At 67.5% G+C, this 15,868-nt stretch carries 16 protein-coding genes; 3 read left to right on the forward strand and 13 right to left on the reverse strand.

Annotated elements, in window-relative coordinates:
• Positions 1 to 213: 213 nt before the first annotated feature.
• From GFS60_RS12200 to GFS60_RS12260, 13 genes are all read right to left on the reverse strand, one after another.
• Positions 214 to 774: a twin-arginine translocation pathway signal gene (locus tag GFS60_RS12200; RefSeq protein ID WP_159921523.1), complete on the reverse strand. Its 561-nt coding sequence runs from the start codon at positions 772 to 774 to the stop codon at positions 214 to 216.
• Positions 771 to 1,262, reverse strand: coding sequence for a hypothetical protein (locus GFS60_RS12205; protein WP_159921525.1), 492 nt, complete (start codon positions 1,260 to 1,262; stop codon positions 771 to 773). Before GFS60_RS12205 ends, GFS60_RS12200 begins: the two co-directional genes overlap by 4 nt.
• A gap of 1 nt (position 1,263) precedes the next feature.
• On the reverse strand, positions 1,264 to 2,466 hold the full coding sequence (locus GFS60_RS12210) for an MCE family protein (RefSeq protein ID WP_159921527.1): 1,203 nt from the start codon (positions 2,464 to 2,466) through the stop codon (positions 1,264 to 1,266).
• On the reverse strand, positions 2,466 to 3,593 hold the full coding sequence (locus tag GFS60_RS12215; protein WP_159921529.1) for an MCE family protein: 1,128 nt from the start codon (positions 3,591 to 3,593) through the stop codon (positions 2,466 to 2,468). The genes GFS60_RS12210 and GFS60_RS12215 overlap by 1 nt, the downstream gene beginning before the upstream one ends.
• A complete protein-coding gene (locus GFS60_RS12220; RefSeq protein ID WP_159921531.1) occupies positions 3,590 to 4,873 on the reverse strand; it encodes an MCE family protein in 1,284 nt (427 codons plus the stop codon). Before GFS60_RS12220 ends, GFS60_RS12215 begins: the two co-directional genes overlap by 4 nt.
• A gap of 2 nt (positions 4,874 to 4,875) precedes the next feature.
• Positions 4,876 to 5,916: an MCE family protein gene (locus tag GFS60_RS12225; RefSeq protein WP_159921533.1), complete on the reverse strand. Its 1,041-nt coding sequence runs from the start codon at positions 5,914 to 5,916 to the stop codon at positions 4,876 to 4,878.
• On the reverse strand, positions 5,913 to 6,929 hold the full coding sequence (locus GFS60_RS12230; protein WP_159921535.1) for an MCE family protein: 1,017 nt from the start codon (positions 6,927 to 6,929) through the stop codon (positions 5,913 to 5,915). The genes GFS60_RS12225 and GFS60_RS12230 overlap by 4 nt, the downstream gene beginning before the upstream one ends.
• Positions 6,926 to 8,113, reverse strand: coding sequence for an MCE family protein (locus GFS60_RS12235; protein ID WP_159921537.1), 1,188 nt, complete (start codon positions 8,111 to 8,113; stop codon positions 6,926 to 6,928). The genes GFS60_RS12230 and GFS60_RS12235 overlap by 4 nt, the downstream gene beginning before the upstream one ends.
• Positions 8,110 to 8,931, reverse strand: a complete 822-nt coding sequence (locus GFS60_RS12240) for an MlaE family ABC transporter permease (protein WP_159921539.1) — start codon at positions 8,929 to 8,931, stop codon at positions 8,110 to 8,112. Before GFS60_RS12240 ends, GFS60_RS12235 begins: the two co-directional genes overlap by 4 nt.
• A complete protein-coding gene (locus GFS60_RS12245) occupies positions 8,931 to 9,698 on the reverse strand; it encodes an MlaE family ABC transporter permease (protein ID WP_109329067.1) in 768 nt (255 codons plus the stop codon). The genes GFS60_RS12240 and GFS60_RS12245 overlap by 1 nt, the downstream gene beginning before the upstream one ends.
• The gene (locus tag GFS60_RS12250) at positions 9,695 to 10,333 is read right to left on the reverse strand and encodes a hypothetical protein (protein ID WP_159921541.1); all 639 of its coding nucleotides are present in this window, start codon (positions 10,331 to 10,333) and stop codon (positions 9,695 to 9,697) included. The genes GFS60_RS12245 and GFS60_RS12250 overlap by 4 nt, the downstream gene beginning before the upstream one ends.
• A gap of 126 nt (positions 10,334 to 10,459) precedes the next feature.
• Complete coding sequence (locus GFS60_RS12255) at positions 10,460 to 11,734, reverse strand: PucR family transcriptional regulator (RefSeq protein WP_159921543.1); 1,275 nt, start codon at positions 11,732 to 11,734, stop codon at positions 10,460 to 10,462.
• Between the two features lie 208 nt (positions 11,735 to 11,942).
• Positions 11,943 to 12,908: an alpha/beta hydrolase gene (locus tag GFS60_RS12260; RefSeq protein ID WP_159921545.1), complete on the reverse strand. Its 966-nt coding sequence runs from the start codon at positions 12,906 to 12,908 to the stop codon at positions 11,943 to 11,945.
• A gap of 155 nt (positions 12,909 to 13,063) precedes the next feature.
• On the opposite strand from GFS60_RS12260, the gene GFS60_RS12265 reads away from it, so the two are divergent.
• Genes GFS60_RS12265 through GFS60_RS12275 form a run of 3 tightly spaced genes read left to right on the forward strand, consistent with a single transcriptional unit; the run spans position 13,064 to position 15,835 of the window.
• The gene (locus GFS60_RS12265) at positions 13,064 to 13,726 is read left to right on the forward strand and encodes a hypothetical protein (RefSeq protein ID WP_159921547.1); all 663 of its coding nucleotides are present in this window, start codon (positions 13,064 to 13,066) and stop codon (positions 13,724 to 13,726) included.
• Complete coding sequence (locus GFS60_RS12270; protein WP_159921549.1) at positions 13,719 to 15,074, forward strand: glutamine synthetase family protein; 1,356 nt, start codon at positions 13,719 to 13,721, stop codon at positions 15,072 to 15,074. The genes GFS60_RS12265 and GFS60_RS12270 overlap by 8 nt, the downstream gene beginning before the upstream one ends.
• Entirely contained in the window at positions 15,071 to 15,835 is a 765-nt protein-coding gene (locus GFS60_RS12275; RefSeq protein WP_159921551.1) for a gamma-glutamyl-gamma-aminobutyrate hydrolase family protein, read from the forward strand. Before GFS60_RS12270 ends, GFS60_RS12275 begins: the two co-directional genes overlap by 4 nt.
• The last annotated feature ends 33 nt before the right edge of the window (positions 15,836 to 15,868 follow it).

The following is a 15,868-nucleotide window of genomic DNA, read 5'->3' on the forward strand; positions in this document are numbered from 1 at the left end:
ACTGGGAGACTGCGGTACGATGACATCATCAACCGGACGCTGATACGTACGGGCGCTGATTGTTCGCGGCAATGGCGCCGGGCACCCGGCGTGCTCGAGACCGCTACTGCGGGGGCAGATGACCGCGGAACAGCAGATAGGCGATCGCCTTGACCAGGTTCTCGATGGGGTCGACGAGGTCGATGATCATAGGTGTCCTAAGGGGGTAGGGATTCAGGCCGGGTCGAATTTCGAGACGAGCCAATTGTCGCCGTGACGTTCCAGTTCGACGCGGACCGTCGTCGTGGTCGGCGTGGGCTCGGGGTGCGGTGCCAGCGTGGTCTGCTGATTTACGAAAAGCACGGCGACGGCACGATTCTCGTCGAACTCGGCGATTCCCTTACCCGTCACGGTGGCGGTGGTGCTGATCTTCTTCTCCTTCGCTGCCGGTGCGACGACGTCGCGGGTGAACGTGCGGTAGTAGTCGGCGAAGGTGCCGGTGAGGTATCTGTTCGCGGCGTCGAGGTCGGCGTCGACGGTGTCGGCCCGGTAGGTGAGGATGGCGACCGTCGCGTCGGCGGCGGCGTCGACGGCAGCCTGCTGCCGATCCGGTGCCAGCGCACGGTCCTCGGCCCGGACAACGAAGACCAGGTACGCCCAGGCGGTCACCGCCGTGACAGCGAGCACGACGGCGATCACCAGCCTGCTCTGCCCACGCCGTGGCGGCGGATCGGAATCTATGGGGGTAATGGCTGGTTCGGACTCGGTCTCGGGCGTCAACTGTTCTGTGATCATGCGACGAAATCCACTTTCGACATCTTGTAGGTCCCTTCGTGCTCGGTCATCGTCACACGCAGCCGCCAGTTGCGGCTCTCGTTCGCCGCGCCCGCGGCATTGGTGACCGTGGACGACGCCGCCACGATCACCGTCGCGGAGTCGCCGTTGCGGGACTCGATTCCGGCGGCGACCACCTGCCCCTGCGTCACAACCTTCGCCGCCTGGACGACGGAGACGAACGAACTCGACCGCGCTTCGAAGTCCTTGGCGAACGCGCCGGTCGAATGGTCGAGGACGTTGCGCACGTCCTCGGCGGCGGAGCTCTCCCGCACCGAAAGCATGGCGTTCAAACCGGAATTCGCGGCGCCGAGAATCACAGCGTCCTCGGCACGGGCGGCCTCGGCCGCCCGGTGCGCGGCGAATTGGAACACCGCGAGCACCGCGAAAATCGCCGCGACGGCGACCAGGACGAGCGGGACGGCTGCGGTCTTGACTACCTTGATCATGTTACGGACCTCCGATCCAGGGATTGGTGCCGAGCGGTGCGGTACCGCCCGCGCGGCAGGAGTCGACATCGGGAGCACGCACCCCCGGGTTCTCCACGCACGGCATATTGCGCGCGCCACGTGGCACATAGGATTCGCCCGGCGCGACGCCGCAGTAGTTGGGTGTCGGGCTGTCGATCACCGCCGACTCGCTCGGTGACCGGCGCTGATCGGGCGGCACGAACCCGGTCAGGCACGGTGGAGGCGCGTTGACATTCAGGTTGAAGTCGAGGTTGGCCATCCCGGGGTGGGAACCTTTGACGATGCTCTGCGCCATCGCGGCCAGCGGCGGGTAGACCACGAGGATCTGTTCGAGGCTCATATTGTAGATCCGCAGGACGTCGGCGACCGACTGCAGGTTTCCCAGGGCGCGGGGCAAGGTCGGGCTGATCCGGCGGAACAGGTCGGCCGCCTGGGTTCCGGCCTCCTCGCCACCGCCCAGCAGGGCGCCCACGTGGGCGTCGTTGGCGGCGAGCGAGCCGGTGATCGCACCGAGATACCCCGTCCACGCCCGGATGTCGTCGCCCGCGGCCAGCTGGGTGTCCAGCAGGGCGCCGGCATTGTCGATCAGGTGCAGGGTCGGTGCGAGATTGCGGTGGCCCTCGTCGAGCACGTTGTCGAGGCCGTCGAGGATCTGCTGCAGGTCGGGTCCGGAGTTGCGAAACGCCGTGCCGCTCTCGGTGATCACCGTCTGCAGGTCTTCGCGGGGGATGTCGCCGAGTGCGGCATCGAGGGCGTTGACCATGTGCGCCGTCGGGGTCGGCAGCCGGGTGCTGTCGATGCGGTCACCGTCAGCGAGGTAGGGCGCCGAATCCGTCTGGGGCAGCAGCTCGATGTACTGTTCGCCGATCGCCGACCGGCTGTGCACCTCGGCGCGCAGGTCGGTCTTGGGGATGTCGAGGTCGGCGTCGAGATACACGGTGACTACGACGATGTCGGTGTTGATTCGCAAGCTGTGCACGACGCCCGCGTGCACACCGCGGTAGGTCACGTTCGATTTCGGGTACAGCCCGGCGCCCGAGGCGAGCGCGAGTTCGACTGTACTGCGTCCGATTCCGAGCATTGCGGGCACCCGGAGATAGGAGACGAGGATCCAACTGACGACGACGACCGTGATGATCGCGAACGCTCCGAGCTGGTAGCGGACGAATTTCGTGAGGAGCATCAGTTTCCTCCTCGGCTCGGCGGATTCAGCGGACTGAACAGCGGGTTGTCCGAAGTCGGTGCGATCGGGGGCAATTGGCCGATCAACCCGCCGAGCGAGGCGAGCTGACCGGCCGCGGGAGTGCCGGTGAGCAACGCCCGGTCCAGCCGAGCGGTGGTCAGGTCGAGATTCAGGAACAGGTTCGCGAAATCACCCTGGATTGCGTTCCGGTAGGTGTTGAGCGGGAACGGGATGGTCCCGAGGAACGACAGCGACGACGGCAGCGCGGGCCCCGCGTCGGCCAGCCCGCGCAGGGTCGGCTCGAGTGCGCGCAGGTTCGCGTCGAGTTCGGCGCGGCTGCCGGTGATCACCTCGTTCGCGGCGTCGGCAAAGTCGCCGATCGCCAGTAGTGCGGCGGCCAGGTCGTCTCGCTGTTCGTTCAAGGTGCTCAGTGCCGGTGCCAGGGTGGCGACACCGTCTTCCACCACCTGACGGTCGTCGGCGACGATTTGGGCGAAGCGGTCGATGCCCTCGAGGGCGCGGATGAGGTCGTTCCGTTGCGCGTTGAGCCGGGTGGTGAAGTCCTCCACATTGGTCAGCAAATTGCGCACCACGTCCGCGCGCCCCGACAGGGCAAGCGCCACTTCGCGGTTGATTTCCTCCAGCTTGCCGATGCCACCGCCGTTGAGCAGGAAAGACAGGGTCGACAGGGTCTGTTCGGTGGTCGGGTAGGTACCGCCGCGATCGAGCGGAATGCGGTCACCGTCGCAAAGTTCGCCCGCCGGCTGGGGTGGGGCCAGCAATTCCACGTGGGCGGAACCGAGCAGGCTCGTCGAGCCGATCTTCGCGGTGGCGTTGGCAGGCAAGCGCACCTGCTCGTCGAGGGAGACCGTGATCAGGGCGTGATCGCCGTCGACCTCGATCCGGCGGACGGTGCCGACATTCACGTCCCCCACGCGTACCCGAGCGTTCTCGGTCAGTGTTGTCACGTCAGGCAGCTCGATCTGCACCTCCCATGCCCCGTCACCGCCGCCTGCCGCGCCGGGGAGGGCGAACTGGTTCGGGCCGGTCCACCCGCAGCTCGACAGCAGAGTGGTCGCGGCGAGGCCGCCGGCGAGGGCGAGCACGGTGCGCGCGCGGCCGGTCATCGCGGACCGGTCCCGAACGGCGCGGCCAGTGGCGGCAAACCGGGTAGCAGCAGACCCGGCAGCCCACCGGTCGCCGGTGGTGCGGTCGCCGCCACCGGCTCTGGGCTGGTCACGGCCGGTTCCGCCAGTCCGGGTTCGCTGTAGACGATCTGATCGGGCAGGGCCCCGACCGTGTTGCCGACCACCGTCCCGAGCGGAATGTGGTTGAACGCCAGGGTTTTCAGCACGGGGCCGAGATAGTGGATGCATAGATCGGTCGCTTCCTGTGCGCCCTGTTCACCCGCGCCTGCGATCGCGCCGCAGAGGAACTGGACCGGATTGGCGGTATTGGTCAGCACTGTCGCCGAGGTCAGCGAGTTCTGCGCCGGCTGGTAGATGTTGCTCAGGTTGACAAGGGTCGTCGGGGCAATGTGGAAGACCTGTTCGAGGTCACGACGCTTGTCAACCAGCGCTTGGGTGGCGGCACCGAGCCCGTCGACGGTGTCCCCGAGAGCTTGCTTGTTGTCCCGGACGAACTGCCCGATATCGAGCATTGCCCCGTCGAGTTCGGCCACCGCGTCGCCGAGCGTCGTCTCGCTGGTGCCGAGCAATTGGGTCACCGAGGCCAGGTGACCGTTGAATTGCACGATCTGCTCGTGGCTCTGCGACAACGCCTCGACCAGCATCGACAGATTCCGCACCATCGCGAACAGGTCGGTACGCCCGTCCGACAGCGCCGTGGTCGTGCGGGCGAGCTTGTCGAGGGTGTCGTGCAGAGTCGCCCCGTTGCCGCGCGCACTGTCCGCGGCGTTCCCGACGAACTCGCCGAGGGTGCCGGTGGCCGGCCCGGTACCGTCAGCGCGGGGTCCGAGGGTCTGGGTGAGCCGGGTGAGCTGTTCTTTGACGACGTCCCATTCCACGGGCATCGCGGTGCGCTCCTGCGGAATCACGCCGCCGTCGGGGAGTGCCGGGCCGCCGGTATGAGCGGGGGTGAGCTGGACGAACCGGGTGGTCACGAGCGTCGGCGCCACGATCACCGCTTGCACGTCGGCAGGCAGCTCCCACTGGCGGTCCAGTCGCATCCGGACGGCCACCCGTGTCCCTTCCGGGTCGATCCGCTCGACACTGCCCACGTCGACGCCGAGGATCCGCACGGAATCCCCCGGAAACAGGCCGACGGCGGCCGGGAAGTACGCGGTGACCGAACGCTGCGACAACTTCGGGACGATGACGTAACTGAGCAAGGCCAGGAACACGAGGATCCCCACGCCCGTGGCCAGGGAAAGGGTTCGGCGGTTCATCCTCATCGTGGTCCCTCCGTCAGGGTCTCGGCGGGTGGGGTCGGTAGGCGGCCGTCGCCGAGCGCGGCGTCGATGAACGGCTGAACGAACTGGCCGGGCAGCAGATTGGTGATGTAGGCCTGGAAGAACGGGCCGCTGCCGAGTGCCTCGTTGAGTGTCCGGGCATAGGTGGCCAGCCCGGGGATCGCCGCCTCCAGTGAGGCCTGATGCCGTTCGAGCAGATCCAGCACCCGGTTCACCCGCTCGAGTGCCGGTCCCAGCTGCTCGCGGTTGTCCGCGATCAGCCCGCTGATCTGCTGCGCGACCGCCGACAGGTGCGTCGCCAAGGTGTGCAGGGCAGCGCGGCGGGCATCGACCGCCGCGAACAGTGTGTTGCCGTCCAGAACAAGCGCGTTCAGCTGGGTCCGGCGTTCGGCGAGCACCCCGCTCACCGTCGAACCGTGCCGCAACAGCTCCTTCAATGCCTCGTCGCGGGAGCCGAGAGTGTCCGAAAGCCGGGCCACCCCGTCGAGCGCGGTGTGGACTTCGGGCGCCGACTCCGCGAGCACCTCCGAAGTGGCGCGTAGCGCGTCCGACAGCTGATCGGTGTCGATATCGGCCACGTTCGCGGTGAGTGCGCCCAGCTCGGTCGGCAGGTCGTAGGGCGCGCGGGTGCGCTCCAGCGGAATCGGTACCTCCGGGTCGTAGCGGCCGGGGTCGTCGCTGGGAACCAGCACGATCGCCTTGGCGCCGAGCACCGCTCTGGTACGCATCTGCGCTCGCGGCTGCTCGCCGAGGGCGAGATCGTCGCGCACCGACATGGTCACCTCCACGTCGGTGCCTCGCAACGCGATCTCGGTGACCTGCCCGACGTTCACGCCGACGAGCTCGACCTTGTCGCCGACCTCGATGCCACCGGCATCGGCGAAGATCGCGGTGATCTCGTGATCGATGTCGAGGAAGACGAGGTCGTCGTAATAGGACACCGCGACCACCGCGGCGAGAATGACTGTGGCACCGATGATTCCGGCCCTCGTGCTCCGATCTCTGTTGTAACTGATCATTGTGGGGTTACACACCTGCCCTGGTCTTGCTGCACGAGTTTCGCCTCGATCGGCGCACCGCCCGGCCCGTCGACGCGGATCGACACCGAGCACAGGTAGAAGTTGAAGAAGCTGCCGTAGGAGCCGAGGCGGCTCAGGCGCCGGTAGGCCTCGGGCAGTTCGCTCAGCACCGACTCGATCTGTTCGCTGCCGTCATCGAGAAGCGTTGCTGTGCGGTGCGTTTCGGTGACAACGCCCTGAACGGCCGCTCGGTCATCGAGCAGCAGGTCGGCCAGCATTGCCGAGCCGTCGTCGAGATGGGCCAGTGCCTCGGCGATCGGCACGCTCTGGCTCGACAGCCGGGTCACCAGTTGCTGGAGCCGGTCGATGATGGTCGAGACCGCACCGCGGTCCTTGCCGATCGACTCGAGCGTGGTGCCGAGCTCGGCGATCACGGCGCCGATCAGCACGTCCCGATCGGCCAGCTGGTTGGTCAGCACGGCGACCTGCTGCAAGATGCCCGTGACGCTGCCGCCCTGGCCCTGCAGCACCCGCAGCAGATCGCCGGAGAGCTGGTCGATCTGTTCGGGTTCCAGCGATCTGGTCAACGGCGCGAGCCCGCCCAGCAGCGCGTCGATATCAAGTGCGGGTTTCGTCTGTTCGACGGGGAAGACCCCGCCTTCGGGCATCGCTTCGGACCTCGCCGGGCCGTTGGTGATCTCGAGGTAGCGATCACCGAGCAGGTTCTGGTATCGCACCTGCAGGATCGCGTTCTCGGTGATCTGCACGGTGTCCATAACGTCGAACTGGACGTGGGCCCGGCGCCCGTCGAGGTCCACCGCGTGCACCCGCCCCACATCGACTCCCGCGATCCGCACTTCCTGGCCCGAGGTGAGTCCGGAGGTGTCGGCGAAGATCGCCTCGTACGGTGTCCGGTTGTCGAGCCGGATCCGGCCGAGCACCAGGATCAGCATCACCAGGACGAAGATCATGGCGACACCGAAGATCCCGAATTTGACCGTAGTCTTGGTCATCGCGGTCCTCCTGGGATGCCGTACAGCAGGAAGTCGAGCACGTTGAGCTGGGCCTGTTTGCCGTCCGGCGCAAAGGGGTTCACCCCGGTGTCGGTAACGACGTAGGGCGCGGGTCCGTCGGCGGGGTTCACCAAAGGTAGGTGTCCGCACCTGGGTCCGCCACTGGCCGCGACTTTCGGTAGGTTGTCCGGGTTGTGATAGGGCGTCTCACCCGCCAGCACCGTTCCGCTGACATTGATGCCGGGAACGGTGCCGCCGATCGCCGTCTCGACCGCAGCCCGTGCCTCGTCCAATCCTTGGAAGAAGCAGGGGAATTCGGGGGAGTAGTCGCCGAGCAACCCGGTGGTAGGCACCAGATCGCGCAGCAGGCCGGCGACCGCGGCCCGATTGTGGTCCAGCAGCGTGCTCCCGGAGTCACCGAAATCGACGGCGGCGAGGAGGAACCGGTCCAGATCGTCGGCCTGCTCGACGATCGTCGAGCCGGTGGTGGTCAGGGATTCGACCGTGTCGAGCAGGCTCGGCGCCGCGTCCGCGTAGATGTGTGCGACATCCGCGGTGACCCGGAGGTCGCGTTGCAGGTGCTCGAGGCTCGGCCGCAGCGCGCTCGAGTAGGAGTCGGCGCGCTCGAGTGTACCGCCGATCCGGGCGCCGCGGTCACGCACGGCGTCGGCGATGGCGGTGAGGGTGGCGTTGAGATCCTGGGGCGACACCGCGCGCAGCACGGTCGTCAACCGCTCGAACAAAGTGTTCAGTTCGGGTGTGATTTCGCGGGAATCGATTGTGTCACCGGTGTCGATGTGACGCGTCGAAGGCTGCGTCGGCCGAACGAGATTGATGTACTTGGCGCCGAAGACGGAGGTCGAGTCGATCGTGGCGAGCACATTGTCGGGCACCGCGTCGACCTGATCGGGGAACAGGTGCACTTCGACCCGGGCATAACCGTCGGTTTCCTCGACCTTCGCGATCCGACCGACCTGCACGTCGAGCATCTTCACCCGCGCGCCCGGCTCGAGACTCAGGCCCGAGCGCGGCGTCAGCAGCACGACATCGACGCTGCGCACGAAGGTCCCGCGAAACTGGAGCGCGACGAACACGGCGACAACGGCGAGCACTGACAGGAAGGCCACACCGTCGAAGGTGTAGTGCGGTTCCCGTGGTCCGCGCCGCGGCGATCGGCGCTTCATCCGGCGAAGTGGAAGTTGCCCGACACGCCATAGACGGCCAGGGAGACGGCAAGGGTGACGAACACGACGGCGGCCAGCGACGCGCGCACCGCGCGCCCGACAGCCTCACCGACCCCGGCGGGACCGCCCGAGGCGGTGTACCCGAAGTAGGTGTGGATCAGCATGACGACCAGTCCCATCAGAATCGCTTGCAGAAATGACCACAGCAGGTCCGTCGGTACAAGGAACGACCGGAAGTAGTGGTCGTAGACGCCGCCGGACTGACCCCAGACGACGACCGTGACGGTGCGGCTGGCCAGGAACGACGCGACGACCGCCACCCCGTACACGGGAACGATCGCAAACACCCCCGCCACGATGCGGGTCGAGGCGAGATATGGCACCGACTGCACGCCGATAACTTCCAGCGCGTCGATCTCCTCCGAGATCCGCATGGCGCCCAGTTGCGCCGTCGCGCCCGCGCCGATGGTCGCGGCGAGTCCGACGCCGGCGATCGACGGCGCGGCGATGCGGACATTCACGCAGGCCGCGAAGAACCCCGTCAACGCCTCGACACCGATGTCACTCAGTGAGGCGTACCCCTGCAGCGCGACGACCGCACCGGCGGACAACGTGAGGAAACCACAGATCACTACCGTGCCACCGATCAGTGCCAGCGCACCGGAACCGAGCGCGACCTCGGCGACCAAGCGCAGCGTCTCGCGGGGGAAACGCCGCACGGCGAATGGTATTTCCAGGATGGCGTCGCGGTAGAAGACCGCTTGCCTGCCGACCTCGTCGAGCGTTCGCTTCGCTCCTGATACTCCGACGATCGCCATCAGCGACCTGCTGTCATCTTGATACCGATGGCGGTCGTCACGACGTTGACCAGGAACAACGCCATGAACGCGTAGACGACCGTTTCGTTGACCGCCTGTCCCACACTCTTGGCGCCGCCCTTGACGGTCAGGCCCCGGTAGCACGCGATCAGGGCCGCGATGAGCCCGAACGAGGCGGCCTTGACCTCCGAGATCACCAATTCCGGTACCCCGGTGAGCAGGGGAATTCCGTCGACGAACGCGCCGGGGGTGACGTTCTGGAAGAACACCGAGAAGATGAAGCTGCCGACGATCCCGATCGCGCAGACCAGCGCGTTGAGCAACAGCGCCACCAGCGTTGAAGCCAGCACCCGGGGCGAGACCAGCCGCACGATCGGGTCGATGCCGAGCACCTCCATCGCGTCGATCTCCTCGCGGATGGTGCGCGACCCGAGATCGGCGCAGATCGCGGTTGCCCCGGCTCCCGCGACCACCAGCACCGTCACTACCGGTCCCACCTGGGTGACCGCGCCGAGCGTGGCACCCGCGCCCGCCACATCCGAGGAACCGAATTCGGCGGCGAGGATATTGAAGGTGAAGCTGATCAACGCGGTGAACGGCAGCGCGACGAGCAGCGTCGGCAGCAACGACACCCGCACGATGAACCAGCACTGGCTGATGAACTCGCGCCATTGGAACGGCCACACCATCATTCCGCGGAAGGCGTCGGCCGACATGGCGAAGAACTCGCCGAGCAGAGTCAACGGGCGCGCAACGGGATTCGTCATCGCGCCCGCCGCTTCTTGCCTGCCGCGCCGCGCAGGCCCGCCACAGCGGCGACGAAGACGAGCAGCAGTGTCCAGGCCGCGCCGGCGGTGAGTTCGAACGGCAGCGAGTTGATCCGGTAGACCGGAACCCCACCGCGGGCGAGCAACCACGCCGCCGCCCCGGCGGCGACACCGGCGACCACGGCCGCCGCCAGCCAGCGCAGCGTCGGGTCGGCATCGGGCGCCCGGTCGGCGCGCTTTCCGTCCCACGCTCCCCACGCCGCCGCCGCCCCGACGACGACAACGGCGCCCGCGCCACGGAACCACGCCCCGTGCTGTGGCCAGGTGTCGAGCAGGGAACCGATGAGCACCCGCACCGACACCATCACCGCGGCACACCCGGCGCCACGGACGATCCGGGGATCGCCCAGCCTACGGGCGAAGTTGGCGGGCGCACCGGTTTTTGGGTGGGTGCCGTGTCGGGTCAGGACAGGACTGCTCGGTATCAGCACTACGGTTTCCTCGCGATCGGGCGGCAACGCGCGGGACAGGGCATCGAGCGGTGAGAACAAAACCCTGGTGCGCAAGAGATTTCGGGGCGTCGATTGCTTCTCGGCGACATCGATCTGGCGGCGGGGAATCGGCTGCCGGTTCACGGACCCAGCCCTCGGCACCCGCCGGTTTCGACGTAGCGCATGTCACAGTAGGCAACTGTTCTGAGCTGGACCATATGCCGACCGCACGAAATTGGGGTCCCCGTTCGTGCGATGAGCACCAAGGAGTCAGTTGTCCTCGGGCCTGCTCAGCACGGTCGAACCCAGCCAGCGGCAGGCCTGCAACGCGAGCTGGATGTCGAGCACGATCGCCGGATCCTCGAAGTCGTGTCCCAACCGCTCCGCGGCCTGCTGGAGCCGGTACTGAATCGTGTTGCGGTGCAGATGCATCGCGTCCGCGGCCGCGGTGTAGCTGCGACCGCACGACAGGAAAGTCAGCAGAGTCTCGCGCAGCCAGCAGTCGCGTTCCCCATCGGCCGCCAGGTCGCCGAGTGTGCGGCGCACAAACCACCGCAGTGCGTCGATGTCGTCGGTCATGAGGGCCAGCGGCGTGATCTGGGCATAGGCGACAACCCGGCGACGGCCCGCGCAGGCGAGGGCCACGCGCTGGGCACGGGTGGCCTGCAGATGTGAACGCCGGAAACCGTTCTCGCCGCGACCGGGGTCGCCGAGCGCCAAGCGGACGCCGAGGCCATGCTCGGCCAGCGCCGCTTCCATCGCCTCGACGTCGAACGGCTCGTTGCCGCGCAGCGGAATCCACAGCCTGACCTCGTGCTCATCGGTCGGCACCATCAGCGGATGGCCTGTCGCACCGACGTACTTGGCCAGCAGCGAGCGCGTCTCGTCGAACAGGGTCAGCGCGTCGCGGGTGGACACCGACTCGTCGAGCCACGCCGCGACCGCGAGGTGGACGGTGTCGAGCCGATATCCCAGGGCTTGCTCGGCGTGGTGCACTTCGGCACCCGCTCCCGTCAGTAGCGTCTCGACCCACTGCCTGTGCAACCCGCTGCGGCTGCTCACCCACCTGTCCCGCTCGGCCTCGTAGACCTCACCGACCTGTTCGAGCATGCGGTCGATCCACAACGCGGTGCGGTTGACCAACGCGATGATGGCTTGCGGACTCGCCTCGGGGCCGAGGGTGAGGGCGAAGCTCATCGCCTGATCGAGGAAGTCGGTCTGCGCCATCCGGTAGGCGCGGATCACCACGGTGATGGAGACATCCCGTTGGGCGAGGACCCGCAGAAACGAACGCACCGGCAGGGGCAGCTGGATATCGGCTTCGCCGACGGCATCGTCGAGGAATTCGATCACCGCGATCACGTCCTCGACGATGCTGGCCTCCAGCAGGGCGGCCATCCGCTCGTCTTCGGTGAGCTCGGGCAGTTCCGAACGCGCCGAGGTCATCAGGTCGGCGACGAACGCCTCCATCCGGTGGCCCATCTCCAGGGCAACCGGTCGAAGGATGTTGTCTCCCCGAGAAATACCGCCAATAGATGTCGTCATGGATCCGGCCGATCTTGCGGTCGACCTTTTCGCCGCCGAGCAGCACACCGGGGTAGCCGCGGTGAGCGAGTTCGGTGCGTCGTGCAGGGGGCAGGAGTTCGGTGGGCGCGTGACATGATCATCCGACTATAACGACTGACTCACAACGTGTCACCGGTTCCGCCGGTCGCCAACAGGAGCTCGCGTGCGCCCACCCCGGTGACCCCCGCTAGCCGCGCGAAAGCTCGCGCAGGTACTGGCACACCTCCTCCACTGCATGCTTGGCCTGCGCGAACACCGTGACCTCGGTGAAGAAGCCGTGGAAGACGCCGCGGTACCTGGTCGACGACACCGGTACGCCGTCCTCGCGCAGCCGCTGAGCGTAGGCCTCGGCGTCGTCGCGGATCGGGTCGACCTCCGCGGTGATGATCAGCGCGGGCGGCAGACCCCGCAACGACTCCGCATGCATCGGCGCCGCGAGTGGGTCGCCGCCGGGATGGCCTGCCCCTGTGTACTGCTCCCAGAACCAGCGACCCTCCGCGGCGCCGAGTAGTGGCGCGTCGGCGAAATCCGACCACGACGGCCGAGTGAACCCGTCGTCGACGGCGGGATAGGCGAGCACCTGCGCCACCGGCAGGGTGTCGCCCTTTTCGCGCCGGTACAGACACAGGGCGGTGGCGAGATTGCCGCCCGCGGAGTCGCCGCCGACCGCGATCTGCGCCGGGTCGATGCCCAGGTCGGGCGCCGATCTGGCCAGCCACGTGTAGGCGTCGATGCAGTCTTCCAGTGCGGCCGGATATTTATTCTCGGGCGCCAGTCGGTATTCCAGAGACACGACCGTCCAGCCCGACCCCGCGGCGATCGCGCGGCACAGCTCGTCGGCTCCGTCGAGGGTGCCCAGGACGAACCCGCCGCCGTGTAGGTAGACGAGGGTGGGGCCGGGCCCGCGGGAGCCGGCACCGTCCGCGCGGTACAGACGGGCCGCGATCGCGCCCGTCCGAGTCGGCACGGTCAACTGCTCGACATGGTCGAGGCGCGTGATCGGCTCGGCGGACGGTGCGGAGTTGACCAGCGCGCGGGCCTGCTCGGGACCCAGCTCGTGCAGGCGTTTCGGCAGCAACTGGCTGATCAATCCGGCCACGGCCGTGGCCTGGTCATCGAGCAGATTCCGCCAGGCGGGAGCGGCGTCGTTCATCAGAATTCCTCGCTGATCGTTGACAAGTAGTGATCTGTGCCTCACCATCTTAGTCACGTGACCCAGACATTTGACTAGAAGTTCACGTTCCATTTGGGATCCGCTGTCGACGGTGTACCGCGCACACGATCTCGTCGAATCGAAAGGACAACATGATGACCGAAACGACGATCGGTCCCGCGACACGCGGGGCTGACTCGGTCGGCGGGGTCGACATCCGGATCGAGGACGACGCAAGTCCGATCGTCCGGCTCATCGCCCGGACCATCGCCGATTCTCTGCGCGCCGACAGCTCACTCCTGCCTGCCGGACTGTCGGGCGCGATCGCGATCCGCTCCCACGACACCCCGCAGGCTGCCACGCTCACCATCGCCGACGGTGCCATCGCGGTGTCGGGCGGTGTGTTCGTCGAGCCCGACCTCGACGCGACCGTCGACCTGAACCAGTTCTTCGCCCCCGTCGGCGAGCCCGTCGGCTCGCCCGAGTTGCTGGGCGTCGCCGTGGCGCTGCTGTCGCCGCCGCTGCCTGACTGGAAGACCGCCGCGGTGAGCTTCTGGGACAAGGCCCGGTCGGTTCCCGGCATCCCCGACATGCTGGTCGCCGTCATCGAGGGCCCCGACGGTGTCGAGCAGGTCGTCGCGGGCGAGGGGGAGACCCACTACGTCATCGCAGGCCCGCCGGAACTGCTGGCGGCCGTCTTCACCGGCGCGGTCGATCTGCTCGCCGCCCTGTCCACCGGCCTCATGGGCGTGCGTGGCACGCTCTCGCAGCTGTCCGTGCTGGTCGCAGCATCCTGGAAGGTTCGTTACGATGTCTGAAATCGCCACCACCGCAACGGCTCTCGAACCCGGCGTGCACACGGTCCGGATCGAGTCCACCAACCACGACGGCTCCTTCCACGGCAAGAACGTCTCGCCCGCGAAATTCACCGCGTGCGCGGAATCGGGTTTCGCGATGGCCGATCTGCTCTTCGGCCTCGACCTCGGCAACGCGCCGACCCTCGGGTTCGACTACCCCGCCTGGCGTGGCCATCTCGCCGACCTGCAGTTCCGGCCCGACCTGTCGACGCTGGTGCAGTGGGCGCCCGGTGTGCAATCGGTGATCGGTGACTACTGGCAGCCCAACGGCACCCCGATCGGCACGTGTCCCCGCAATCTCGCTCGCAAGATGGTCGATCAGCTCGCCACGCGTGGTTTCGCCGCGACCATCGCGGTCGAAATCGAAGCCACCCTGTTCCAGGAATCGGTGCACGAGGCAAGGGCGAAGGGATATCGCGATCTCACCCCGCTCGGCGGGTCCGCGGGCACCGCCTACAACTTGGCGAAGTCCAAGGACTGGGTCGACTACATGTCGGCGGTCGCGCGGCGTCTCGAGGAGATCGGCATCGAGTGGGAGGCGTGGAGCGATGAGGACGCGGCCGGTCAGGTCGAACTCAATCTCGTTCCCGGTGACCCGATCTCGGTGTGCGACAATTGGGCTCGCTCCCGGCAGGTGATGCGCGAGGTGGCCTTCGAACTCGGCCACACCGTCACCTTCATGGCCAAGCCGACCGCGGGCTACGGCCAGGCCTCGCACGTGAATGTGTCCCTGCAGCGCGACGGCGTCAACGCGTTCTACGCTCCCGAGGGGCCGTCGGACACCATGCGCCACGCCGTCGCCGGGCTGCTCGCGACGATGCGTGGGGCGACCTCGGTCATGCTCCCGCAGATCACCTCCTTCCGTCGCCTGGTCGACCTCAGCGGTCCGCCGACGACGGTGACCTGGGGCATCGCGAACAAGACCACCGCGGTGCGTGCGGTGGTCGGACACCCCGCCTACTCCCGCCTCGAGTACCGCGTGCCCGGCGCCGATGCCAACCTGTACCTCGCGGTCGCGACAATCCTGGCCGGTGTGATCGCCGGGATCGACGCCAGGCTCGAACCGCCCGACCCGATCACCGATATGGCGTGGTGCGCGCCCGACCTCGAACGGCTGCCCGACACCATCACCAAGGCGGCCGACGCGCTCGAGACCGACCTGATCCTGCGCGAGCAGCTCGGTGACGAGTTCGTCGACTACTGGGTCGGCACGCGGCGCTGGGAGTGGATGCAGTTCCACACCACCGGCGGTGACCCGTTCGCCGACCTGTCCGAGTGGGAGTCCACGCGCTACTTCGAGTTCCCGTGACCGCGGGCTCGGCCCGGCGCAAGCCCCTGATCGGTCTGACCGGACGACGGTTCAGGATGGGGCTGATCAAGGGCTCGCACCCGGGTTACGGTCAGCGGCTCACCGACAGCTACTTCGCCGATTTCGCGGAGCGGATCACCCGCGCCGGTGGTGTGCCGGTGAATCTGCCCTACGACGCCGATCCGGCGGAGCTGGGCGATTGGCTGTCCGGTGTGCTGATCACCGGTGGTCAAGATGTGCATCCGAGCCGCTGGGGTGGGGACGAGTCGGTGGTCAGCGGGATCGATCCGCGGACCGACCCCTCGGTCCACGATCCCAGCCGGGACGAGTTCGAGATGACGTTGACCCGGGTCGCGCTGGATCGCCAGATCCCGCTGCTCGGCGTCTGCCGCGGCATGCAGGTGCTCAACGTGACCCTCGGCGGCACGCTGATCCCCGACCTACCGGTCGGACCGATCACGCACCTCATGTCGGCGCCTCCGCTGTCGGACGGCGATCCCGAGCACGTCGTCACCTTCGACGTGGGAACAACCGCCCAGAAGGTGTTCGGCGATCGGCTGGTGACCAACTCATGGCACCACCAGGCGGTCGATGTCTGCGGTGACGGGCTGGTCGTCACCGGCCGCACCGACGACGGTGTCGCCGAGTCGGTGGAGCTGCCCGGAGCCGCCGTGCTCGGGGTGCAGTGGCATCCCGAGTGGATGGCAGGTGACGACGGCGCGGTGCGCTGGCTCGTCGAAGCGGCCAACGAACGGCACTGAGCGAAGCGGAAATGGCTGTGGCCGCCACCGGTC

Source organism: Rhodococcus sp. WAY2 (assembly GCF_009859915.1).
GTDB classification, from domain to species: Bacteria; Actinomycetota; Actinomycetes; order Mycobacteriales; family Mycobacteriaceae; genus Rhodococcus_F; species Rhodococcus_F oxybenzonivorans.